Raw genomic sequence first — 22,801 nt, forward strand, 5'->3', positions numbered from 1 at the left:
TTGGTACAGTGTTGAGTGGCTTTGAATATCGAGCACATAAGGAAGAGTTGGATAATTTAACAGAAGTTTTAAAAGAATATAAAAGTAAATATAAATATACTGGTTATACTGAAAATGCAATTATGAAAACGCAGAATAGTGGTTTTAGAAATGAGTATTATTATTTGACTGCAATTCCATATACTTTAGATGAATATAAAAAGTATTTTCAACCCTTAATCAAAGAGGATGATAAGTCTTTTAGGGACGGTATGAGAAACTCAAAAAAACAACTTAAAGATAAATCACGTCCATATGTTGTTACAACTTTATTTAGTACTAAAGATAATTTTACTAAAGATAATACAATAGACGAGATGATTGATTTTTCTGAAGTGCTAAAAAAGAAAAAGAATATTCCTCATGATTTGAATGTTTCTCTTCAAATTTCTAATAAATATATAAATACAACAAGACCTAATTATAGTAAGAAGGATGTAATAGAAGTAGGTGTATTTAATCATGAATAAGCTAACACGAATGATTAAACTAAAAACAATAAAAAGATAGGTTCAAAAAAGCCATCTCAAAAATTAATCAAACAAACAACATTCCAACCAATGCTCGCAAATCGCAAATTCATTATACATCACCAACTTAATTAATTTTCATTTTAAGCATAGTTATTGAGGTTTTGTGATATATAGTATAAAATTAATGAGAATTAAATTTAATAATGTAAAATTCATCTTCGGGGTCGGGTGTAATTCCCAACCGGCAGTAAATAAAGCCTGCGACCTGCTAGTATGTATCATATTAGTGGCTGATCTAGTGAGATTCTAGAGCCGACAGTATAGTCTGGATGGGAGAAGATGGAGGTTTTTTGTTGTGCAATAATCCTCCTATTCTTACGAGATGAATGGAAGGAGAAAATTGAATATGCAACAAAATAAACGTCTTATCACAATAAGTATGTTGAGCGCGATTGCGTTTGTGTTAACTTTTATCAAGTTTCCTATACCATTTTTGCCACCATACTTAACTTTAGATTTTAGTGATGTACCGTCACTACTAGCTACATTTACGTTTGGACCAGTTGCCGGTATCGTAGTTGCACTGGTTAAAAATTTATTGAACTACTTATTTAGTATGGGCGATCCAGTTGGACCATTTGCTAACTTTTTAGCAGGCGCAAGTTTCTTATTAACTGCTTACGCCATCTATAAAAATAAACGTTCAACAAAATCTTTGATTACTGGATTAATCATTGCAACAATCGTTATGACTATCGTGTTGAGTATTTTGAACTATTTCGTTCTATTACCTTTGTACGGTATGATATTTAACTTAGCTGATATCGCAAATAATCTTAAAGTAATCATTGTTTCAGGAATTATACCATTCAATATTATTAAAGGTATCGTTATTTCTATTGTATTTATTTTACTATATAGAAGGCTTGCGAATTTCTTGAAAAGAATTTAATCAAATTAAAGCAAAATAATATACACATAATAATAAAAAGCAGGTGACTATCAATAAACGATAGCTTGCCTGCTTTTTCTATGGAACATTTGTCTAAAAAATCAATTATTCAAATTTTAAAGCGTCCCCATCAAATGATTCGTCTGCAATTTTAATAGAATCTGTAGGGCATCCATCAATTGCATCTTCCATATCTTCATATAATTCCTCAGGTACTTCTGCAGTACCTTGGTTATCGTCAAGGATTACGAAAGCAATACCTTCGTCGTCGTAATCATATATATCTGGCGCTGCTGCACCGCATGCACCACATGCAATACAAGTATCCATATCAACGATTGTATATTTTGCCAATGTCTTCGCCTCCTTTGATAAAAATGCTAAAATAGTAATGTGACTAAAATTTTAGACAGCATCATTTTTATTTTCAAATTATCCGTTTTACAGAGTGAGGGTTAAATTTGCAACACATTATAAAAACAGCATTACAACAAACATTTAACTATAAAACAAATAAAAGTATTTACAATATCTTAGTTGGTAAGAAATCTCACCAAACCTTTTTTGACGCTTGTAGTCAACAACAGTTGTCATTATATCACAGTTTACCACTATTAAAATATCCGTCTTTTGAGCTATTTTTAGAAAAAATCAATGAATTTAATGCTGAAATGGAAATCATGTTGCATCCTAGATATACATTTGAAAGCATGGGGCAAACATTTCAAGCAATTCAACTATTAGTGCAAACCATTTCTAATACTATGCAGCAAGATTATCGTTTCGTACCAATCTCTCAAAATAATAAGATACAAGAAACTGTAAAAATTGTCTATAACTATATTAAAGAAAACCAATTACAAATTGATTTTGAAAATGAACTACATAACTTGTTTAAAGCAATAACTTTAAAAGGGCCATGTTACTTACATTATTATTTGCAAGGCTATGATGAACCAATGTATACGAGACAGCAAGTTAGTTTAATAGAAAAGCTATCTCAACAGCAATTGTTTGAATACGAAATGAATAATTTAGTGACAATGATGTTTGAATTAGAAAGTGGAGAATATACTATTTTATCAAAAATAATAATGAAACCTACATTATTAAACCAAACTTATATTACTTATACAAGATTGCTTGAACAATTCACGATGGAAGATATAGCGGCTCAACAACAAGTTAAAATCAATACTATCGAAGATCATGTACTTGAAATCTTAATCAAAGGTTACATGTCTAATTACGATGATTATGTTGAACAAGAAGATCAACTGCAATTTTTGAATTTTTATCAACAACATCGTGGCGAACGATTAAAATTTTACAAAGAACAATTTGACACGTTATCATATTTTCAATTAAAAGTATTAATCGTTGGATTTGAAAGAGGTGATCTGAATGTTGCATGATATTTTACGAAACAAATTTGGCTTCGAGAGTTTTAAACCGGGACAACAGGAAATTATAGAAAGTATAATGTCTCAACAGCACACTCTAGGTATTCTTCCGACTGGAAGTGGAAAGAGTTTGTGTTATCAAATACCTACGTATTTATCAGGTAAGCCGACATTAATTATCTCACCGTTAATATCTTTAATGGATGACCAAGTTATGCAGTTGAAAATAAATGGAGAAAAACGTGTAACATGTATTCACTCTGGTATGGATGAAATTGAGAAAAAGCATAATATTAAATGTTTACGACATAGCCGTTTCATCTTTCTAAGTCCAGAATTTCTCTTGCAACCGTCAAATTTTAAATTAATATCTATGATAGACTTTGGCATGATTGTTCTTGATGAAGCACATTGCCTATCTGAATGGGGATATGATTTCAGACCACATTATGCTCTAATAGGAAAAGTAACAAAGCATTTTAAAGAAGCGGTTGTCTTAGCATTGACAGCAACTGCACCACCGCATTTACAAGATGATTTGACGGAAATGTTAGCGATTCAATTCAATGTTATTAAAACTACAATGAATCGCCCAAACATAAGCTTTAAGCATCTTAATTTTCATGATGATGAAGATAAAATTGAATGGTTGCTGCCGTTTCTACAACAGTCGGGACCAACGATTGTTTATGTCTCATCGAAAAAGATGTGTCTGAATTTAGCGCAACTTATTTATGATTCAGGTTTTCTTACAGGCATATATCATGGTGATATGAATTATCAAGAGCGACACACAGTTCAACAACAATTTTTAAATAATGATATTCCGATTATAGTCGCAACGAGTGCTTTTGGTATGGGAATTAATAAAAAAGATATTCGCACAATCATTCACTTTCATCTTTCAACAAGTCCTTCTAACTACATTCAAGAAATTGGCCGTGCGGGTCGCGATGGTGAACTAAGTCAGGCAATTAGTTTATTCCAACCGGACGATAAATATATTTTAGAAACGTTATTATTTGCAGATATGATAACAGAAGAAGATGTACAAAATTTCGAAATAGGAGAATTTTTAGCTCCCGATAAACAAGACGTTTTGACAACGTTGCATTCATTCTATAGTATCGGCGCCTTGAAACAGATATTTAAGCAATCATTTAAACGAAAGCAATTAGGATTCTTTCGCATGATTGGCTATTGCAAATTGGATCAATGTAGACGGAAGTATTTATTAGAATTTTTCGGTGAATATCCACCGGCACAAGATCGATGTTGTGACAATGATTCTAATATAACTGATATCGCAATTTTAAATAAGAAGAAGGTAATTAGAAGTATTGGATTTGATGAAAAGTTGCAAAATTTATTTCTCAGATAGTATTACTTTACTAAAAGAAAATTGACAAGCTATAATTAGTGTATACACAATTGAAAAATGATTGAAATAATTTTGAAAAATATACATAAACATATGTCATGTGGGTATATTTTATGTAAAATCATTGTAATAGAATAGAAAGGAAGATGGCTATGTCTAATAATTTTAAAGATGACTTTGAAAAAAATCGTCAATCGATAGACACAAATTCACATCAAGACCATACGGAAGATGTTGAAAAAAACCAATCAGAATTAGAACATCAGGATACAATAGAGAATACGGAGCAACAGTTTCCGCCAAGAAATGCCCAAAGAAGAAAAAGACGCCGTGATTTAGCAACGAATCATAATAAACAAGTTCACAATGAATCACAAACATCTGAAGACAATGTTCAAAATGAGGCTGGCACAATAGATGATCGTCAAGTCGAATCATCACACAGTACTGAAAGTCAAGAACCTAGCCATCAAGACAGTACACCTCAACATGAAGAGGAATATTATAATAAGAATGCTTTTGCAATGGATAAATCACATCCAGAACCAATCGAAGACAATGATAAACACGAGACTATTAAAGATGCAGAAAATAACACTGAGCATTCAACAGTTTCTGATAAGAGTGAAGCTGAACAATCTCAGCAACCTAAACCATATTTTACAACAGGTGCTAACCAATCAGAAACATCAAAAAATGAACATGATAATGATTCTGTAAAACAAGATCAAGATGAACCTAAAGAACATCATAATGGTAAAAAAGCAGCAGCTATTGGTGCTGGAACAGCAGGTGTTGCAGGTGCAGCTGGTGCAATGGCTGCTTCTAAAGCTAAGAAACATTCAAATGACGCTCAAAACAAAAGTAATTCTGGCAAGGCGAATAACTCGACTGAGGATAAAGCGTCTCAAGATAAGTCTAAAGATCATCATAATGGCAAAAAAGGTGCAGCGATCGGTGCTGGAACAGCAGGTTTGGCTGGAGGCGCAGCAAGTAAAAGTGCTTCTGCCGCTTCAAAACCACATGCCTCTAATAATGCAAGCCAAAACCATGATGAACATGACAATCATGACAGAGATAAAGAACGTAAAAAAGGTGGCATGGCCAAAGTATTGTTACCATTAATTGCAGCTGTACTAATTATCGGTGCATTAGCGATATTTGGAGGCATGGCATTAAACAATCATAATAATGGTACAAAAGAAAATAAAATCGCGAATACAAATAAAAATAATGCTGATGAAAGTAAAGACAAAGACACATCTAAAGACGCTTCTAAAGATAAATCAAAATCTACAGACAGTGATAAATCAAAAGAGGATCAAGACAAAGCGACTAAAGATGAATCTGATAATGATCAAAACAACGCTAATCAAGCGAACAATCAAGCACAAAATAATCAAAATCAACAACAAGCTAATCAAAATCAACAACAGCAACAACAACGTCAAGGTGGTGGCCAAAGACATACAGTGAATGGTCAAGAAAACTTATACCGTATCGCAATTCAATACTACGGTTCAGGTTCACCGGAAAATGTTGAAAAAATTAGACGTGCCAATGGTTTAAGTGGTAACAATATTAGAAACGGTCAACAAATCGTTATTCCATAATATAACTATATAAATTGTAACTGAACTGCTATATACAAACGTGCATATTATAAGTATCTCTAAATATTTTGGAGAACTTAAATTGCGCTTATAAGTATGTAGCGGTTTTTTCATTTTTCAAAGTTTGTTATTTAACAAGGTCTTGTCTCGAATATTGGCATATCAATTAAACTTTTTAAATAGTCATCAAAAAGATAAAACACCACAATCAACAAATTTAACGAGGAAGAATAAAAAATAAATCAACATATTAAATTGTAGTGTTATTCAACTCCGTAGCTAACAATTCTCTATGCACATTAAACAAATTGTCAAAAATATATCATAAATCTTCAAGCACAGACTTAGCGCATCAATCACTGAACTGTTATAATAGTTTGGGATTAAAGGAGGCCGAAACAATGCAAAAAGTTGAAAGTATCATAATTGGTGGAGGGCCATGCGGATTAAGTGCGGCTATTGAACAAAAAAGAAAAGGTATTGATACCTTAATTATTGAAAAGGGTAATGTCGTTGAATCAATCTACAATTATCCTACTCACCAAACATTTTTCTCATCAAGTGATAAATTAAGTATTGGGGACGTACCGTTTATCGTTGAAGAAAGTAAACCAAGACGTAATCAAGCGCTAGTTTATTACCGAGAAGTTGTAAAACATCATCAATTAAAAGTAAATGCATTTGAAGAAGTATTAACTGTTAAAAAAATGAATAATAAATTTACTATTACTACGACGAAAGATGTTTATGAATGTCGATTTTTAACAATCGCGACAGGCTATTATGGTCAGCATAATACATTAGAAGTTGAAGGTGCGGATTTACCTAAAGTGTTCCATTATTTTAAAGAGGCACATCCGTATTTTGATCAAGATGTTGTAATTATCGGTGGTAAGAATTCGGCTATCGATGCTGCTTTGGAGTTGGAAAAAGCTGGTGCTAACGTGACGGTTCTATATCGTGGTGGAGATTATTCGCCTTCAATTAAACCGTGGATACTTCCAAATTTCACAGCATTAGTAAATCATGAAAAAATTGACATGGAATTTAATGCTAATGTTACCCAAATAACTGAAGATACTGTGACTTATGAAGTAAATGGTGAAAGTAAAACGATACACAATGATTATGTATTTGCGATGATTGGTTATCATCCCGATTATGAATTTTTAAAATCTGTAGGCATTCAAATTAATACAAATGAATTTGGAACAGCGCCTATGTATAATAAAGAAACATACGAAACAAATATCGAAAATTGCTATATTGCAGGTGTAATTGCTGCAGGGAACGATGCGAATACCATTTTTATTGAAAATGGTAAATTCCACGGGGGCATTATTGCTCAAAGCATGCTAGCTAAGAAACAAACGCCCTTAGAATCATAAAAATAAAGGTCTATGTACTAAATAACTTAGTTTTACAACGACTGACATTCATGATATGTCAAATGAGGTTGATGACTAATGATTGTACATAGACCTTTTTATGTTACGTATTCATTATAATTCAAAATATGATTTGATTTCAGCTTTATCTAAATTATTGCTTAACGCGACTAATAATTTTAATCTTGCTTTTGGACCATTCAAGCCGTTAGAAAAAATAAAACCTTGTTGTGCGAGTTGGTAACCACCACCATCGTATGCGTAAGTTGGACTCACAATACCATTAAAGGAACGTGAAACTAGCACAATAGGTATATTTAAAGATACTAATTGTTGAATGCCTTCTAATGCGCTTGGAGGTATGTTGCCTTGTCCTAACGCTTCAATAACCATACCATCGATACCTTCTCGACTATAAAAACTAAAAATGTCACCTGGCATACCCATATATGCTTTTACTAATGGTACATTTAGTTTGTCATTGACATTTTCCAATGCTTGTTGGCGATATGGCATATGATGGAATTGCACACGATCCTTTGTCAATACACCTAGCGGACCATGATTTGGACTTTGAAATGTGTTTGTATTAGACGTATGTGTTTTGGTAACATTACGCGCCGTATGAATTTCATCATTAAATACAACCATCACGCCTTTATGACGGGCCTTTTCATCAGAGGCAACGCGAATAGCGGAAATATAATTATATAATCCGTCAGAACCAATTTCATTAGACGAGCGCATTGCGCCAGTAATAACAACAGGTTGCTCGATACCTAATATTAAATCAAGTAAAAAGGCAGTTTCTTCTAACGTATCGGTACCATGCGTGATAACGAAACCATCATAATATTTATTTGTTACTGCTTCTAAAATAATATCCTTTAATTGTTTAACATGTTGGATTGTCATATGAGGTGATGGTACATTAAAAGGATTTAATTCATCTATTTGTGCATATTGATTTATGACATCTTGATGCATTGAAATAGGGTTGATATCATTTGTTACTACTTTATTAGATTGGTCTTGTGACATACTAATGGTGCCACCAGTATGAATAACAAGTAGATGTTTCATATATTTCCTCCTATATTTAATTTACCTAATTATGATAAAATATTATTCATAAAACGACAAGGAAGGGAAATGACGCATGAAAGCCATTAATATTGCATTAGATGGTCCAGCTGCTGCCGGAAAAAGTACAATTGCGAAACGTGTAGCCAGCGAACTATCAATGATTTATGTCGATACAGGAGCAATGTATCGTGCATTAACATACAAATATTTAAAATTAAACAAAACTGAGGACTTTGCAAAACTAGTTGACCAAACAACATTAGATTTAACTTATAAAGCAGATAAAGGTCAATGTGTCATTTTAGATAACGAAGATGTAACAGACTTTTTAAGAAATAATGATGTGACGCAACATGTTTCATACGTTGCATCTAAAGAGCCAGTACGTTCATTCGCCGTTAAAAAACAAAAAGAGTTAGCTGCAGAAAAAGGTATCGTAATGGATGGTCGCGATATCGGAACTGTAGTGCTACCAGATGCAGATTTAAAAGTATATATGATTGCATCAGTTGAAGAGCGAGCAGAAAGAAGATATAAAGATAATCAATTAAGAGGTATCGAATCAAATTTTGAAGATTTAAAACGTGATATTGAAGCTCGTGATCAATATGACATGAACCGTGAAATATCACCATTAAGAAAAGCAGATGATGCAGTGACATTAGATACGACAGGCAAGTCGATTGAAGAAGTTACTGACGAAATTTTAGCGATGGTGAGTCAAATTAAATAATCTAATAAGTCATAACTATCTATTTGTAATGTGCAACGCTTAACGCATATACAAAATGAATGTGCTGATAATGATTTACTCAAATTAAAAGGTGATTTTTATTCAATGATGAATGAAAGTTGCCTTTTTATTTTTGGTAAAAGTTAATGCGTCAGTGAATTGTGTAAGTTTTTCAAAAAGTAAAAAGAAATAATAAAGGTGAATTATTAGAATTCCAAAAATAATTCATTACATTCATAAAGCATTTTACAAATGGTAAGAAAATGAGTGTTACAAATCTAAATATTGCAAAAGAAGCTGATTTAGTCACAAAAAATGTCCTATGTAATAATTCGAGAAAGATGCACTATATACGGTCTTCTTACTATTCAAATGTAAAAGTTGCTTATTTGCGTGGCTTTTTGTTTTATAAAAGTATAAAATTTTACTATAATATATCTTGTAGAGAACAATGAAATGACAGACTTATAAAACAAAATAGTAAGCTATGCTAATTTTTATACAAAAAATATGTATAAACATAGCAAACTGTATTACTTTGATACAAAAATGGTTGTAATAAATATTTATCGATATGACGACTTGAATATGATAAAGTGACATATTTATGTATATGACTATTTCGCAAAATGTAATCGAGGTAGAATTTCTTGACAATTCTGTCAGTTTATAAGATGTTATAAATATGTAGTGTATAAGGAGGCAAACAAGATGACTGAAGAATTCAATGAATCAATGATTAACGATATTAAAGAAGGTGACAAAGTCACTGGCGAGGTACAACAAGTTGAAGACAAGCAAGTTGTTGTTCATATCAACGGTGGTAAATTTAATGGGATTATTCCTATTAGTCAACTATCTACGCATCATATTGATAGCCCAAGTGAAGTTGTAAAAGAGGGCGACGAAGTTGAAGCATATGTCACTAAAGTTGAGTTTGATGAAGAAAATGAAACTGGAGCTTACATCTTATCTAGAAGACAACTTGAAACTGAGAAGTCTTATAGTTATTTACAAGAAAAATTAGATAATAATGAAATCATCGAAGCGAAAGTAACAGAAGTAGTTAAAGGTGGTTTGGTTGTTGATGTAGGACAAAGAGGTTTTGTTCCGGCTTCACTAATTTCAACAGACTTCATTGAGGATTTCTCTGTGTTTGATGGACAAACAATTCGTATTAAAGTTGAAGAATTGGATCCTGAAAATAATAGAGTCATTTTAAGCCGTAAAGCAGTTGAACAAGAAGAAAACGATGCTAAAAAAGATCAATTATTACAATCTTTAAATGAAGGCGATGTTATTGATGGTAAAGTAGCGCGTTTAACTCAATTTGGTGCATTTATAGACATTGGCGGTGTTGATGGTTTAGTGCATGTATCTGAACTTTCTCACGAACATGTTCAAACACCAGAAGAAGTAGTTTCAATTGGTCAAGATGTTAAAGTTAAAATTAAATCTATTGATAGAGATACAGAACGTATTTCATTATCAATCAAAGATACGTTACCAACACCTTTCGAAAATATTAAAGGTCAATTCCACGAAAATGATGTCATTGAAGGTGTCGTAGTAAGATTGGCAAACTTTGGTGCATTTGTTGAAATTGCACCAGGTGTACAAGGACTTGTACATATTTCTGAAATTGCACACAAACACATTGGTACGCCAGGTGAAGTGTTAGAACCTGGTCAACAAGTAAATGTTAAAATATTAGGTATTGATGAAGAGAATGAAAGAGTATCACTATCTATTAAAGCAACATTACCAAACGAAGATGTTGTTGAAAGTGATCCTTCTACGACTAAGGCGTACTTAGAAAACGAAGAAGAAGATAATCCAACAATTGGCGATATGATTGGTGATAAACTTAAAAATCTTAAACTATAATTTAATATTTAATAGTCAACTCCACATGTTTATGATTGCATGTGGAGTATTTTTATGTAACAAAATATACTCGGAATGATAACGTGGACAAATTTAACTAAGTGTTTAAAAAGATAAAGTTTTAAGTGCTGATTTTTATCATTACAGTAATAAACTCATTTTGAATACACAGTCTCATGTGATATTATTAAAAAGATATAAGAAAGAGAGGAAGTTAGCTTATGACTAAACCTATAGTAGCTATTGTAGGTAGGCCTAATGTAGGTAAATCTACAATTTTTAATAGAATAGTTGGAGAACGTGTTTCGATTGTGGAAGACACGCCAGGTGTAACACGAGATCGTATTTATTCTTCAGGTGAATGGTTAACACATGATTTCAATATTATTGATACAGGTGGTATTGAAATTGGTGATGCACCATTCCAAACACAAATTAGAGCGCAGGCAGAAATCGCCATAGATGAAGCGGATGTTATTATTTTTATGGTTAACGTGCGTGAAGGATTGACACAAAGCGATGAAATGGTCGCTCAAATTTTATACAAATCTAAAAAACCGGTCGTATTAGCGGTTAACAAAGTAGATAATATGGAAATGCGTACAGACGTGTATGATTTCTATTCATTAGGATTTGGTGAACCGTATCCGATATCAGGGTCACATGGTTTAGGTCTTGGTGACTTGTTAGATGCAGTTGTTTCTCATTTTGGTGAAGAGGAAGAAGATCCTTATGATGAAGATACAATTCGACTATCCATTATTGGACGACCAAACGTAGGTAAATCAAGTTTAGTAAATGCTATTTTAGGTGAAGATCGCGTTATCGTTTCTAATGTTGCAGGGACAACGAGAGACGCTATTGATACAGAGTATAGTTATGATGGACAAGATTATGTTTTAATCGATACTGCTGGTATGCGTAAAAAAGGAAAAGTATATGAATCAACTGAGAAATATTCAGTATTAAGAGCTTTAAAAGCGATTGAACGTTCAAATGTTGTTTTAGTGGTCATTGATGCAGAACAAGGCATTATTGAACAAGATAAACGCGTTGCAGGATATGCACATGAACAAGGTAAAGCAGTCGTGATTGTCGTAAATAAATGGGATACTGTGGAAAAAGATAGTAAAACGATGAAGAAATTTGAAGATGAAGTACGTAAAGAATTCCAATTTTTAGATTATGCACAAATTGCTTTTGTGTCTGCTAAAGAACGCACAAGATTACGTACATTATTCCCTTACATTAATGAAGCAAGTGAAAACCATAAAAAACGTGTTCAAAGTTCAACTTTAAATGAAGTCGTTACTGATGCAATTTCCATGAACCCTACACCAACAGACAAAGGTAGACGTTTGAATGTCTTTTATGCAACACAAGTTGCTATAGAACCACCGACATTTGTTGTATTTGTTAATGATGTAGAATTAATGCATTTTTCTTATAAACGCTATTTAGAGAATCAAATCCGTGCCGCTTTTGGTTTTGAAGGTACACCAATTCATATTATAGCTCGAAAGAGAAATTAACGATTGGGGGATAACAATGACTAAAATTACCGTTTTTGGTATGGGAAGTTTTGGGACAGCCCTTGCCAATGTTCTTGCAGAAAATGGACATGATGTTTTGATGTGGGGTAAAAATCAAGATGCTGTTGATGAATTAAATACATGTCATACAAATAAAAAGTATTTAAAATACGCGAAATTAGATGTTAACATCATCGCTACTTCAGATATGACCAAAGCAATTCAATTTGCAGATATTTACTTAATGGCTTTACCTACTAAAGCAATGCGAGAAGTTGCTTCTCAAATTAATGATAAGCTGACCTCTAAAAAGACTTTTATACATGTTGCTAAAGGTATTGAAAATGGGACGTTTAAACGTGTGTCAGAAATGATTGAAGATTCTATTTCACCTGAATATAATGCAGGTATTGGCGTGTTGTCAGGGCCAAGTCATGCGGAAGAAGTTGTAGTCAAGCAACCAACTACAGTTGCTGCTTCATCAAAAGATAAAAGTGTAAGTAAATTAACGCAAGATTTATTTATGAATGATTATTTGCGTGTGTACACGAATGATGACTTGATTGGTGTTGAACTTGGTGGTGCATTGAAAAATATCATCGCAGTAGCAAGTGGTATCGTAGCTGGAATTGGCTACGGTGATAATGCAAAAGCTGCATTAATGACTCGTGGCTTAGCGGAAATTAGTAGATTAGGTGAAAAGTTAGGTGCCGATCCTATGACATTTCTAGGTTTAGGTGGTATCGGTGACTTAATCGTTACTTGCACATCAACACATTCTCGGAATTTCACATTAGGATATAAACTTGGACAAGGTGAATCAATGGATCAAGCATTATCTGAAATGAATATGGTTGTTGAAGGTATTTATACAACTAAATCAGTTTATCATTTAGCTAAAGAAAAAAATGTGGATATGCCAATTACAAATGCATTATATAGAGTATTATTTGAAAATATCTCAGTAAAAGAATGCGTAAAAGATTTAATGGAGCGCGATAAAAAATCTGAATAAAATGTGTATTATTACACATATACGGCTAATAATTACGTAAAATGAATAGAAATGGCTTAAATTCAACGTTTTTGCCACATAAATGATTGCGATTTATGTAATGCTTGTGTTAAAGTTTTACCATAATGATATAAACATATCATTATCAAACCTCAGGAGGTGAATGTCTAATGAACAAAACAGATTTAATCAATGCAGTTGCAGAGCAAGCTGATTTAACTAAAAAAGAAGCTGGTTCAGCAGTAGATGCTGTATTCGAATCAATCCAAAACTCACTTGCTAAAGGTGAAAAAGTACAATTAATTGGTTTCGGTAACTTTGAGGTACGTGAACGTGCTGCACGTAAAGGTCGTAACCCTCAAACTGGTAAAGAAATTGATATCCCAGCAAGTAAAGTTCCAGCATTCAAAGCTGGTAAAGCATTAAAAGATGCTGTAAAATAATTTTACTTAAAAAGCCCTGAATAAGGGCTTTTTATTTTGCTTTTAATACTTACAACCTGTACATAAATTGTAATGTTCTTCTAAGTTTTTAATCTTTGGAACATTCATTGTTTAAGCGTTCAAAATATTACATGACATAATAGTTTTGATAAAAATAGCAACTACAAAATATACATATGAATAATGAGATTAATTGTTAGCGTTGAATTTACTTAAAAGGTAACCATGTCTACTATAGTATTTTACGTTATTTAAAAAGATGAATAATGTAAATGAAGTAAAGGTTATTATGAGAATTACAAAAGCTACATAAATTACTGTTAGTTTAAATTGAAATTTAAAAATGATAAGTAATCTTAATGCTTCAAAAGATTTTAATTTCTTACATATAATGTTAATATGAATAGTGATAATATCGTGAGGTGTAGACATGGAAACAACTGTTAGCAAATTGGAAAGACAAATAGAAGAAAGATTAAAGGGTGTATCAGAATATGAATCCATTAATATTAATCATCGGTTAGGTAAGTTACTTGATTCATATGATATTCCAGATGTTGCCAAAGTAGCATGCCTCACAATTGACACATCAATGAGACACCTTGATGACATTACATATAATCATTTGTCTAAACATTCCATTTTGATTGGAGATTTAATTAGTGCACATTTTTATACGCTACTAGCAGAAATCAATGATTTATCATTTCAAAATGAAATTAGTAAAGCAATTGTTGAAATTAATGAATTGAAATCTTCATTACATCATCAAGCTTTAAATGATTATGAAATTTCTCAAGCAATAGTAAAAATTGAAACACTTTTCCCATATATTACGTTATCTCATTTCGGTATCAATATTGATGAGTCGGAAATATATAATTATTTATTTGAAGATATGTCTGATTACTATCCATCATACTTCAAGAAATATAATCAAAGTGAAGTAAAGCATTACTTACACGATATCCAAAAAAGTTATTTAAAAAGTAGAGGTAATTAAGCATGGCTGACAATAAAGCAAATAAAGAGCAAGTACATCGCGTTTTTCAAAATATTTCAAAAAAATATGATAGATTAAATAATATTATTAGTTTTGAGCAGCATAAAGTATGGAGAAAACGCGTCATGAAAGACATGGGCGTTAGAAAAGGGACGAAAGCATTAGATGTTTGTTGTGGTACTGGTGATTGGACAATCGCATTAAGCAAAGCTGTAGGACCAACAGGTGAAGTTACTGGTATTGACTTTAGTGAGAATATGTTAGAAGTAGGAAAAGAAAAAACTGCTTCAATGGAAAATGTTAAACTTGTTCATGGTGATGCAATGGAATTGCCGTTTGAAGACAATTCTTTTGATTATGTAACAATTGGGTTTGGATTAAGAAATGTGCCAGACTATTTAGTCGCGTTAAAAGAAATGAATAGAGTACTTAAACCAGGTGGTATGGTGGTATGTCTTGAAACGAGCCAACCAACTTTGCCAGTCTTTAAACAAATGTATGCATTATACTTTAAATTTGTTATGCCTATTTTTGGAAAATTATTTGCAAAATCAAAAGAAGAATATGAATGGTTACAGCAATCTACGTTTAATTTTCCTGGAAAAGAAGAGTTGAAGCGCATGTTTGAAGAAGCAGGTTTCATAAATGTAAGAGTACGTAGTTTTACAGGGGGCGTTGCTGCAATGCACCTTGGCTATAAAGAAAAAGATAATACCAAAGGTGATTAACGTGGCAAAGTTAAACATGAACAATGAAATTAAGAAAGTGGAACAACGACTTGAAAAGGCAATAAAAAGTAAAGATTCTGTATTAGAACAGGCATCATTACACTTATTGTCTTCTGGTGGTAAAAGAGTACGCCCAGCATTTGTTATTCTGAGTAGCCAATTTGGCAAAGATGAACAAACGTCTGAACAAACGTATCAAGTTGCAGTCGCATTAGAGTTAATTCATATGGCAACACTTGTTCATGATGACGTTATTGATAAAAGCGACAAGCGTCGAGGCAAGTTAACCATATCAAAGAAATGGGATCAGACAACTGCTATTTTAACTGGGAATTTTTTATTGGCATTAGGACTTGAACACTTAATGGCAGTTAAAGATAATCGTGTACATCAATTAATATCTGAATCTATCGTTGATGTTTGTAGAGGGGAACTTTTCCAATTTCAAGACCAATTTAACAGTCAACAGACAATTATCAATTATTTACGACGTATCAATCGCAAAACAGCACTGTTAATTCAATTATCAACTGAAGTTGGTGCAATTACATCTCAATCTGATAAAGAGACTGTACGAAAATTGAAAATGATTGGTCATTATATAGGTATGAGCTTCCAAATCATTGATGATGTATTAGACTTCACAAGTACCGAAAAGAAATTAGGTAAGCCGGTCGGAAGTGATTTGCTTAATGGTCATATTACGTTACCGATTTTATTAGAAATGCGTAAAAACCCAGACTTCAAATTGAAAATTGAACAATTACGTCGTGATAGTGAACGTAAAGAATTTGAAGAATGTATCCAAATCATTAGAAAATCTGACAGCATCGATGAGGCTAAGTCAGTAAGTTCGAAGTATTTAAGTAAAGCTTTGGATTTGATTTCTGAGTTACCAGATGGACATCCGAAATCACTACTTTTAAGTTTGACGAAAAAAATGGGTTCAAGAAACACGTAGTATTTATGAAAAGTATTGAAAGCGCTTTACCAACCTGTTAATATATAATAGTAATATACATAAACCTATTAAACACAGGGGGATACATAAAGTGGAACGTACATTTTTAATGATTAAACCAGATGCAGTACAAAGAAATCTAATTGGTGAAGTAATTTCAAGAATTGAACGAAAAGGACTTAAACTTGTCGGTGGTAAATTAATGCAAGTACCAATGGAACTTGCTGAAACACATTATGGTGAACACCAAGGTAAACCATTTTATAATGATTTAATTTCATTTATTACATCAGCACCAGTGTTCGCAATGGTAGTTGAAGGTGAAGATGCAGTTAATGTATCTAGACATATTATTGGCAGCACAAATCCTTCAGAAGCTTCACCAGGATCAATTAGAGGTGACTTAGGTTTAACTGTTGGTAGAAATATCATTCACGGTTCAGATTCATTAGAGTCTGCTGAACGTGAAATTAATCTATGGTTTAATGAAAATGAAATTACTAGCTATGCTTCACCACGTGATGCATGGTTATATGAATAAAATTTAAACTGTAAACCTTTACGATTTATTTATAAAGGTAGAAAGGGTTTTGTTATGTGGTTAGTCATTATGATTATACATAACAAGGCCCGTTTTTTATGTTGTAGTAAATTACTTGAAAAATTTTATAGTTTTTTTGGTAACACGTATTAAAAAGAGAGGAATATTCTTTATCAAATGAAACTTAACAGAGAGAAGGGGTTGTTAAAATGAAGAATATTATTTCGATTATTTTGGGGATTTTAATGTTCTTAAAATTAATGGAATTACTATATGGTGCTATATTTTTAGATAAACCACTTAATCCTATAACAAAAATTATTTTTATACTGACTCTCATTTATATTTTTTATGTATTAGTAAAAGAATTGATTATATTTTTGAAGTCAAAGTATAACAAAAGCGCTTAACATATGTATATTTTTAATATCATAATTTTTTTAAACGGACTGATTAACTTTATTAATAATTAACAGTTCGTTCTTTTGTATTAAGAAATGTAGTCAGTATATTATTTGCTAAAGTTGCGATACGATTATATTAAAACGGCTAATCATTTTTAATTAATGATTATATGATGCAACTGTTTAGAAATTCATGATACTTTTCTACAGACGAATATATTATAATTAATTTTAGTTCGTTTAATATTAAGATAATTCTGACATTTAAAATGAGATGTCATCCATTTTCTTAATTGAGCTTGAAAACAAACATTTATGAATGCACAATGAATATGATAAGATTAACAACATATTATAATGTTATTGCGGAAGTATGAAAGGAGCGAGTGTGTATGAGATATCTAACTTCAGGAGAATCACATGGACCTCAATTAACAGTTATTGTCGAAGGTATACCAGCAAATTTAGAAATTAAAGTTGAAGATATTAATAAAGAAATGTTCAAGCGTCAAGGGGGTTATGGTCGTGGCCGACGCATGCAAATTGAGAAAGATACAGTAGAAATAGTATCAGGCGTTAGAAATGGTTATACATTAGGTAGTCCAATTACTATGGTTGTAACCAATGATGACTTTACGCATTGGAGAAAAATTATGGGAGCAGCTCCAATAAGTGAAGAAGAACGTGAAAATATGAAACGTACTATTACAAAACCAAGACCTGGTCATGCAGATTTGGTTGGAGGTATGAAATATAATCATCGTGATTTACGAAATGTGCTAGAGCGATCATCTGCTAGAGAAACAGCAGCTCGAGTTGCAGTCGGTGCCTTATGTAAAGTGTTATTACAACAGTTAGATATCGATATATACAGTCGTGTTGTTGAAATAGGTGGCATTAAAGATAAAGATTTTTATGATTCAGAAACATTTAAAGCAAATCTTGATCGTAATGATGTTCGTGTAATTGATGACAGTATCGCACAAGCAATGCGAGATAAAATTGACGAAGCTAAAAATGAAGGAGATTCAATTGGCGGTGTCGTTCAAGTTGTAGTTGAAAATATGCCTGTTGGTGTAGGTAGTTATGTACATTATGATCGTAAATTAGATGGAAGAATAGCACAGGGTGTCGTTAGTATTAATGCATTTAAAGGTGTAAGCTTTGGTGAAGGATTTAAAGCAGCTGAAAAGCCAGGTAGTGAGATTCAAGATGAAATTCTATATAATAGTGAAATTGGTTATTATCGTGGATCTAATCATTTAGGTGGTTTAGAGGGTGGTATGTCAAATGGTATGCCAATTATTGTAAATGGTGTAATGAAACCTATTCCTACGTTATATAAACCATTAAATTCAGTTGATATAAATACTAAAGAAGACTTTAAGGCAACAATTGAACGTTCTGATAGTTGTGCTGTACCTGCAGCAAGTATAGTGTGTGAACACGTTGTTGCATTTGAAATAGCGAAAGCATTACTTGAAGAGTTTCAATCAAACCATATTGAACAACTTCAACAACAAATTGCTGACCGCAGACAATTAAATGTTGAGTTTTAACAACGAGAACAATTGAGGTGTGATCATGAAATTACAAACAACCTATCCTTCAAACAATTATTCAATATTTGTTGAACATGGTGCAATTGACCATATTAGCACGTATATTGATCAGTTTGATCAAAGTTTTATATTAATTGACGAGCATGTAAATCAATATTTTGCTGATAAATTTGATGATATTTTATCATATGAAAATGTGCATAAAGTCATTATTCCAGCTGGTGAAAAGACGAAAACATTTGAGCAATATCAAGAAACATTAGAATACATTTTGTCACATCATGTAACGCGTAATACAGCGATTATAGCTGTTGGTGGTGGTGCGACAGGAGATTTTGCAGGATTTGTAGCAGCAACACTATTAAGAGGTGTCCATTTTATACAAGTTCCTACAACGATTTTGGCGCATGATTCTAGTGTTGGCGGTAAAGTGGGTATTAACTCAAAACAAGGTAAAAACCTTATCGGTGCATTTTATCGTCCAACTGCTGTGATTTATGATTTAGACTTTTTAAAGACGTTACCATTTGAGCAAATATTAAGTGGCTATGCAGAAGTTTATAAGCATGCCTTATTAAATGGTAAATCTGCTACACATGACATCGAGCAACATTTTAAAGATCGAGCGTCATTACAATCATTAAATGGTATGGATAAATATATTGCTAAAGGTATTGAAACGAAGTTGGATATTGTTGTTGCAGATGAAAAAGAACAAGGTGTACGTAAATTTTTAAATTTAGGTCATACATTTGGGCATGCTGTTGAATACTATCATAAAATACCTCATGGTCATGCAGTGATGGTTGGCATTATCTATCAATTTATAGTTGCGAATGCTTTGTTTGATTCTAAGCATGATATTAATCATTATATTCAATATTTAATACAACTCGGTTATCCTTTAGACATGATAACTGACTTGGATTTTGAAACGTTATACGAATATATGCTAAGTGATAAAAAGAATGATAAGCAAGGTGTACAAATGGTCTTGATTAGACAATTTGGTGATATCGTTGTACAACATGTTGATCAACTAACATTACAACATGCATGTGAACAATTAAAAACATATTTTAAGTAGGTGAATGAAATGGTAAATGAACAAATCATTGATATTTCAGGTCCGTTAAAGGGCGAAATAGAAGTGCCGGGCGATAAGTCAATGACACACCGTGCAATCATGTTGGCGTCGCTAGCTGAAGGTGTATCTACTATATATAAGCCACTACTTGGCGAAGATTGTCGTCGTACGATGGACATTTTCCGACTGTTAGGTGTAGAAATCAAAGAAGATGATGAAAAATTAGTTGTGACTTCCCCAGGATATCAATCTTTTAACACGCCACATCAAGTATTGTATACAGGTAATTCTGGTACGACAACACGATTATTGGCAGGTTTGTTAAGTGGTTTAGGTATTGAAAGTGTTTTGTCTGGCGATGTTTCAATTGGTAAAAGGCCAATGGATCGTGTCTTGAGACCATTGAAACTTATGGATGCGAATATTGAAGGTATTGAAGATAATTATACACCATTAATTATTAAGCCATCTGTCATAAAAGGTATAAATTATCAAATGGAAGTTGCAAGTGCACAAGTAAAAAGTGCCATTTTATTTGCAAGTTTGTTTTCTAAGGAACCGACCATCATTAAAGAATTAGATGTAAGTCGAAATCATACTGAGACGATGTTCAAACATTTTAATATTCCAATTGAAGCAGAAGGGTTATCAATAACTACAACCCCTGATGCCATTCAACATATTAAACCTGCAGATTTTCATGTTCCTGGCGATATTTCATCTGCAGCGTTCTTTATTGTTGCAGCACTTATCACACCAGGAAGTGATGTAACGATTCATAATATTGGAATCAATCCAACACGTTCAGGTATTATTGATATTGTTGAAAAAATGGGCGGTAATATCCAACTTTTCAATCAAACAACTGGTGCTGAACCTACTGCTTCTATTCGTATTCAATACACACCAATGCTTCAACCAATAACAATCGAAGGAGAATTAGTGCCAAAAGCAATTGATGAACTGCCTGTAATAGCATTACTTTGTACACAAGCAGTTGGCACGAGTACAATTAAAGATGCCGAGGAATTAAAAGTAAAAGAAACAAATAGAATTGATACAACGGCTGATATGTTAAACTTGTTAGGGTTTGAATTACAACCAACTAATGATGGATTGATTATTCATCCGTCAGAATTTAAAACAAATGCAACAGTTGATAGTTTAACTGATCATCGAATAGGAATGATGCTTGCAGTTGCTTCTCTACTTTCAAGCGAGCCTGTCAAAATCAAACAATTTGATGCTGTAAATGTATCATTTCCAGGATTTTTACCAAAACTAAAGCTTTTAGAAAATGAGGGATAATATAAAATGGAAGATATCTATAAATTAATAGACGATATCAATCTACAAAAACTAGAAAATTTAGACTCTCGTGTTAATGAAGCAATAACTACTGACAACGATGACGCATTATTTATTCTAGGAGAGACACTTTACAATTTTGGATTAATGCCACAAGGTTTGGAAGTATTCCGCGTGTTATATCAAAAATATCCAGACGAAAGTGAATTGCTGATTTATTTTATTGAAGGTTTAATGTCTGAAAATCAAACTGACGAAGCGTTAGAATATTTAAGTTATGTTGAACCATCACCTGAAAAGTTGATGTTAGAAGCAGATTTATATCAACAAATTAATATGATGGAAGTTGCTATTGATAAATTACAAGAAGCACTTGAACTAGAGCCAAATGATCCAATAATCCATTTTGCATTGGCTGAAATGTTATATTATGATGGTCAATATTTACGTGCTACCTCTGAATACGAAACCGTTTTAGAAACTGGTGAATATCAAGTTAATGGTGTAAACTTATTCTCTCGTATGGCAGATTGTAGTTTACAAAGTGGTAACTATAGTGATGCGATTCGCTTATACGATGAAATTAATGAAGATGAAATGACTTCAGAAGATTATCTCAAAAAAGCCATTTCTTACGATAAAAATGACATCACTCAAGAAGCAATTAAAATAATGACTACATTACTTTCTAAAGATCCTGATTATATTCAAGGCTACTTGTATTTACAATCATTATATGAAAATGAAAAAAATTATCCAGATGCCATTGAGACGGGTAAAGAAGGATTACGACTAAGTCAATTTTATAAAGAGTTAATGTATACAACTGGATGTTTGGAAATAGAACACGGCGATGCTAATGAAGGTGTATTATTGTTAAAACAAGCATTAGAGGTTGATAATGCTTACCAAGAACCTTTATTGATTTTAAGCGATTTATATCGTAATGAAGAAGATTATGAAGCAATCATTGAATTATTAACATATGTAGATGAAGAAGATTTGGATCCTACATTCATGTGGCATTTAGCGTTCGCCTATGGTCAAGAAGAGCGAGATAAAGAAGCTCAACATTTCTTTGAATTAGCATATCCAACGATGAAAACAAATATTGATTTTATGAGTGATTATTATTTCTATTTAATTGAAATTGGTCAAAAGGAACAAGCAATTACTATTTTAAATCAATTGTTGGAACTAGAGCCAAGTAACGAAAATTGGCATGACGAATTATCAAGATTGCAATCTTAAAATGGGGTATT

The 22,801-nt window shown here is 32.4% G+C and carries 25 protein-coding genes and 1 riboswitch; of the genes, 23 read left to right on the top strand and 2 right to left on the bottom strand.

From position 1 onward, the window contains the following. Both HMPREF3247_RS15055 and HMPREF3247_RS13020 read left to right on the top strand, forming a co-directional pair. On the top strand, positions 1-509 hold a 509-nt coding region (locus HMPREF3247_RS15055), incomplete at its 5' end, for a DUF1672 family protein (RefSeq protein WP_142349036.1). 213 nt (positions 510-722) lie between these two features. Then, a riboswitch (FMN riboswitch) is annotated at positions 723-857 on the top strand. Positions 858-918: 61 nt separating this feature from the next. Then, positions 919-1,464 (top strand): ECF transporter S component, encoded by a 546-nt coding sequence (locus HMPREF3247_RS13020; RefSeq protein WP_001186912.1) that lies wholly within the window; start codon positions 919-921, stop codon positions 1,462-1,464. A 105-nt stretch (positions 1,465-1,569) separates the two neighbouring features. Here the strand turns inward: HMPREF3247_RS13020 and HMPREF3247_RS13025 are convergent, their stop codons facing one another. Then, positions 1,570-1,818 carry a ferredoxin gene (locus HMPREF3247_RS13025; protein ID WP_001151997.1) on the bottom strand — a complete coding sequence of 83 codons (249 nt, stop codon included), beginning with the start codon at positions 1,816-1,818 and terminating at the stop codon, positions 1,570-1,572. A 107-nt stretch (positions 1,819-1,925) separates the two neighbouring features. Here HMPREF3247_RS13025 and HMPREF3247_RS13030 point away from each other — a divergent pair, with 107 nt between their 5' ends. From HMPREF3247_RS13030 to ypdA, 5 genes are all read left to right on the top strand, one after another. Next, positions 1,926-2,879, top strand: coding sequence for a YpbB family protein (locus HMPREF3247_RS13030; protein WP_001163797.1), 954 nt, complete (start codon positions 1,926-1,928; stop codon positions 2,877-2,879). After that, complete coding sequence (locus HMPREF3247_RS13035) at positions 2,869-4,248, top strand: RecQ family ATP-dependent DNA helicase (RefSeq protein WP_000902123.1); 1,380 nt, start codon at positions 2,869-2,871, stop codon at positions 4,246-4,248. Before HMPREF3247_RS13030 ends, HMPREF3247_RS13035 begins: the two co-directional genes overlap by 11 nt. 152 nt (positions 4,249-4,400) lie before the next feature. Continuing rightward, positions 4,401-5,861, top strand: a complete 1,461-nt coding sequence (gene ebpS / locus HMPREF3247_RS13040; protein WP_070866250.1) for an elastin-binding protein EbpS — start codon at positions 4,401-4,403, stop codon at positions 5,859-5,861. 124 nt (positions 5,862-5,985) lie between these two features. Further along, complete coding sequence (locus HMPREF3247_RS13045; RefSeq protein WP_031864479.1) at positions 5,986-6,102, top strand: hypothetical protein; 117 nt, start codon at positions 5,986-5,988, stop codon at positions 6,100-6,102. A gap of 160 nt (positions 6,103-6,262) precedes the next feature. Continuing rightward, positions 6,263-7,249 (top strand): bacillithiol disulfide reductase YpdA, encoded by a 987-nt coding sequence (ypdA, locus tag HMPREF3247_RS13050; RefSeq protein WP_001174260.1) that lies wholly within the window; start codon positions 6,263-6,265, stop codon positions 7,247-7,249. Positions 7,250-7,363: 114 nt separating this feature from the next. On the opposite strand, the gene HMPREF3247_RS13055 is transcribed toward ypdA, so the two are convergent. Beyond that, positions 7,364-8,332 carry an asparaginase gene (locus HMPREF3247_RS13055; RefSeq protein ID WP_000681756.1) on the bottom strand — a complete coding sequence of 323 codons (969 nt, stop codon included), beginning with the start codon at positions 8,330-8,332 and terminating at the stop codon, positions 7,364-7,366. Positions 8,333-8,408: 76 nt separating this feature from the next. On the opposite strand from HMPREF3247_RS13055, the gene cmk reads away from it, so the two are divergent. The 16 genes from cmk (at position 8,409) to HMPREF3247_RS13145 (ending at position 22,790) form a co-directional block, all read left to right on the top strand. Beyond that, positions 8,409-9,068, top strand: coding sequence for a (d)CMP kinase (gene cmk, locus HMPREF3247_RS13060; protein WP_000644391.1), 660 nt, complete (start codon positions 8,409-8,411; stop codon positions 9,066-9,068). 30 nt (positions 9,069-9,098) lie between these two features. Then, positions 9,099-9,215: a hypothetical protein gene (locus HMPREF3247_RS13065; RefSeq protein WP_001789945.1), complete on the top strand. Its 117-nt coding sequence runs from the start codon at positions 9,099-9,101 to the stop codon at positions 9,213-9,215. Positions 9,216-9,331: 116 nt separating this feature from the next. After that, the gene (locus HMPREF3247_RS13075; RefSeq protein ID WP_001789944.1) at positions 9,332-9,523 is read left to right on the top strand and encodes a hypothetical protein; all 192 of its coding nucleotides are present in this window, start codon (positions 9,332-9,334) and stop codon (positions 9,521-9,523) included. Between the two features lie 256 nt (positions 9,524-9,779). Continuing rightward, positions 9,780-10,955, top strand: a complete 1,176-nt coding sequence (gene rpsA, locus HMPREF3247_RS13080; RefSeq protein ID WP_000133954.1) for a 30S ribosomal protein S1 — start codon at positions 9,780-9,782, stop codon at positions 10,953-10,955. A 221-nt stretch (positions 10,956-11,176) separates the two neighbouring features. Beyond that, positions 11,177-12,487 (top strand): ribosome biogenesis GTPase Der, encoded by a 1,311-nt coding sequence (der, locus tag HMPREF3247_RS13085; RefSeq protein WP_000165530.1) that lies wholly within the window; start codon positions 11,177-11,179, stop codon positions 12,485-12,487. Between the two features lie 16 nt (positions 12,488-12,503). Then, on the top strand, positions 12,504-13,502 hold the full coding sequence (locus tag HMPREF3247_RS13090) for an NAD(P)H-dependent glycerol-3-phosphate dehydrogenase (RefSeq protein WP_000161738.1): 999 nt from the start codon (positions 12,504-12,506) through the stop codon (positions 13,500-13,502). A gap of 170 nt (positions 13,503-13,672) precedes the next feature. After that, positions 13,673-13,945, top strand: coding sequence for an HU family DNA-binding protein (locus HMPREF3247_RS13095; RefSeq protein ID WP_001043863.1), 273 nt, complete (start codon positions 13,673-13,675; stop codon positions 13,943-13,945). A 430-nt stretch (positions 13,946-14,375) separates the two neighbouring features. Further along, on the top strand, positions 14,376-14,948 hold the full coding sequence (locus HMPREF3247_RS13105; protein WP_000450555.1) for a heptaprenyl diphosphate synthase component 1: 573 nt from the start codon (positions 14,376-14,378) through the stop codon (positions 14,946-14,948). A gap of 2 nt (positions 14,949-14,950) precedes the next feature. Then, entirely contained in the window at positions 14,951-15,676 is a 726-nt protein-coding gene (locus HMPREF3247_RS13110; RefSeq protein ID WP_000774684.1) for a demethylmenaquinone methyltransferase, read from the top strand. Position 15,677: 1 nt separating this feature from the next. After that, the gene (locus HMPREF3247_RS13115; protein WP_001096482.1) at positions 15,678-16,637 is read left to right on the top strand and encodes a polyprenyl synthetase family protein; all 960 of its coding nucleotides are present in this window, start codon (positions 15,678-15,680) and stop codon (positions 16,635-16,637) included. Positions 16,638-16,728: 91 nt separating this feature from the next. Then, on the top strand, positions 16,729-17,178 hold the full coding sequence (gene ndk / locus HMPREF3247_RS13120) for a nucleoside-diphosphate kinase (RefSeq protein WP_000442480.1): 450 nt from the start codon (positions 16,729-16,731) through the stop codon (positions 17,176-17,178). 209 nt (positions 17,179-17,387) lie between these two features. Continuing rightward, positions 17,388-17,588: a hypothetical protein gene (locus tag HMPREF3247_RS13125; RefSeq protein ID WP_000789522.1), complete on the top strand. Its 201-nt coding sequence runs from the start codon at positions 17,388-17,390 to the stop codon at positions 17,586-17,588. 386 nt (positions 17,589-17,974) lie between these two features. After that, the gene (aroC, locus tag HMPREF3247_RS13130) at positions 17,975-19,141 is read left to right on the top strand and encodes a chorismate synthase (protein ID WP_001269922.1); all 1,167 of its coding nucleotides are present in this window, start codon (positions 17,975-17,977) and stop codon (positions 19,139-19,141) included. Positions 19,142-19,166: 25 nt separating this feature from the next. Further along, on the top strand, positions 19,167-20,231 hold the full coding sequence (gene aroB / locus HMPREF3247_RS13135; RefSeq protein ID WP_000776342.1) for a 3-dehydroquinate synthase: 1,065 nt from the start codon (positions 19,167-19,169) through the stop codon (positions 20,229-20,231). Positions 20,232-20,240: 9 nt separating this feature from the next. Further along, complete coding sequence (gene aroA / locus HMPREF3247_RS13140) at positions 20,241-21,539, top strand: 3-phosphoshikimate 1-carboxyvinyltransferase (RefSeq protein ID WP_000245899.1); 1,299 nt, start codon at positions 20,241-20,243, stop codon at positions 21,537-21,539. A gap of 6 nt (positions 21,540-21,545) precedes the next feature. Beyond that, positions 21,546-22,790 carry a tetratricopeptide repeat protein gene (locus HMPREF3247_RS13145; RefSeq protein ID WP_000389534.1) on the top strand — a complete coding sequence of 415 codons (1,245 nt, stop codon included), beginning with the start codon at positions 21,546-21,548 and terminating at the stop codon, positions 22,788-22,790. Positions 22,791-22,801 lie beyond the last annotated feature (11 nt).

The sequence above is a fragment of the Staphylococcus sp. HMSC36A10 genome, assembly GCF_001838845.1.
Classification (GTDB): Bacteria; Bacillota; Bacilli; order Staphylococcales; family Staphylococcaceae; genus Staphylococcus; species Staphylococcus aureus.

Coding starts and splice junctions, on each gene's coding strand:
- rpsA (WP_000133954.1), top strand. CDS start 9,780: ATGACTGAAGAATTCAATGAATCAATGATTAACGATATTAAAGAAGGT.
- cmk (WP_000644391.1), top strand. CDS start 8,409: ATGAAAGCCATTAATATTGCATTAGATGGTCCAGCTGCTGCCGGAAAA.
- ypdA (WP_001174260.1), top strand. CDS start 6,263: ATGCAAAAAGTTGAAAGTATCATAATTGGTGGAGGGCCATGCGGATTA.
- HMPREF3247_RS13105 (WP_000450555.1), top strand. CDS start 14,376: ATGGAAACAACTGTTAGCAAATTGGAAAGACAAATAGAAGAAAGATTA.
- HMPREF3247_RS13035 (WP_000902123.1), top strand. CDS start 2,869: ATGTTGCATGATATTTTACGAAACAAATTTGGCTTCGAGAGTTTTAAA.
- HMPREF3247_RS13055 (WP_000681756.1), bottom strand. CDS start 8,332: ATGAAACATCTACTTGTTATTCATACTGGTGGCACCATTAGTATGTCA.
- HMPREF3247_RS13020 (WP_001186912.1), top strand. CDS start 919: ATGCAACAAAATAAACGTCTTATCACAATAAGTATGTTGAGCGCGATT.
- HMPREF3247_RS13075 (WP_001789944.1), top strand. CDS start 9,332: ATGAGTGTTACAAATCTAAATATTGCAAAAGAAGCTGATTTAGTCACA.
- aroC (WP_001269922.1), top strand. CDS start 17,975: ATGAGATATCTAACTTCAGGAGAATCACATGGACCTCAATTAACAGTT.
- HMPREF3247_RS13110 (WP_000774684.1), top strand. CDS start 14,951: ATGGCTGACAATAAAGCAAATAAAGAGCAAGTACATCGCGTTTTTCAA.
- HMPREF3247_RS13090 (WP_000161738.1), top strand. CDS start 12,504: ATGACTAAAATTACCGTTTTTGGTATGGGAAGTTTTGGGACAGCCCTT.
- HMPREF3247_RS13145 (WP_000389534.1), top strand. CDS start 21,546: ATGGAAGATATCTATAAATTAATAGACGATATCAATCTACAAAAACTA.
- HMPREF3247_RS13095 (WP_001043863.1), top strand. CDS start 13,673: ATGAACAAAACAGATTTAATCAATGCAGTTGCAGAGCAAGCTGATTTA.
- der (WP_000165530.1), top strand. CDS start 11,177: ATGACTAAACCTATAGTAGCTATTGTAGGTAGGCCTAATGTAGGTAAA.
- aroB (WP_000776342.1), top strand. CDS start 19,167: ATGAAATTACAAACAACCTATCCTTCAAACAATTATTCAATATTTGTT.
- HMPREF3247_RS13125 (WP_000789522.1), top strand. CDS start 17,388: ATGAAGAATATTATTTCGATTATTTTGGGGATTTTAATGTTCTTAAAA.
- aroA (WP_000245899.1), top strand. CDS start 20,241: ATGGTAAATGAACAAATCATTGATATTTCAGGTCCGTTAAAGGGCGAA.
- ebpS (WP_070866250.1), top strand. CDS start 4,401: ATGTCTAATAATTTTAAAGATGACTTTGAAAAAAATCGTCAATCGATA.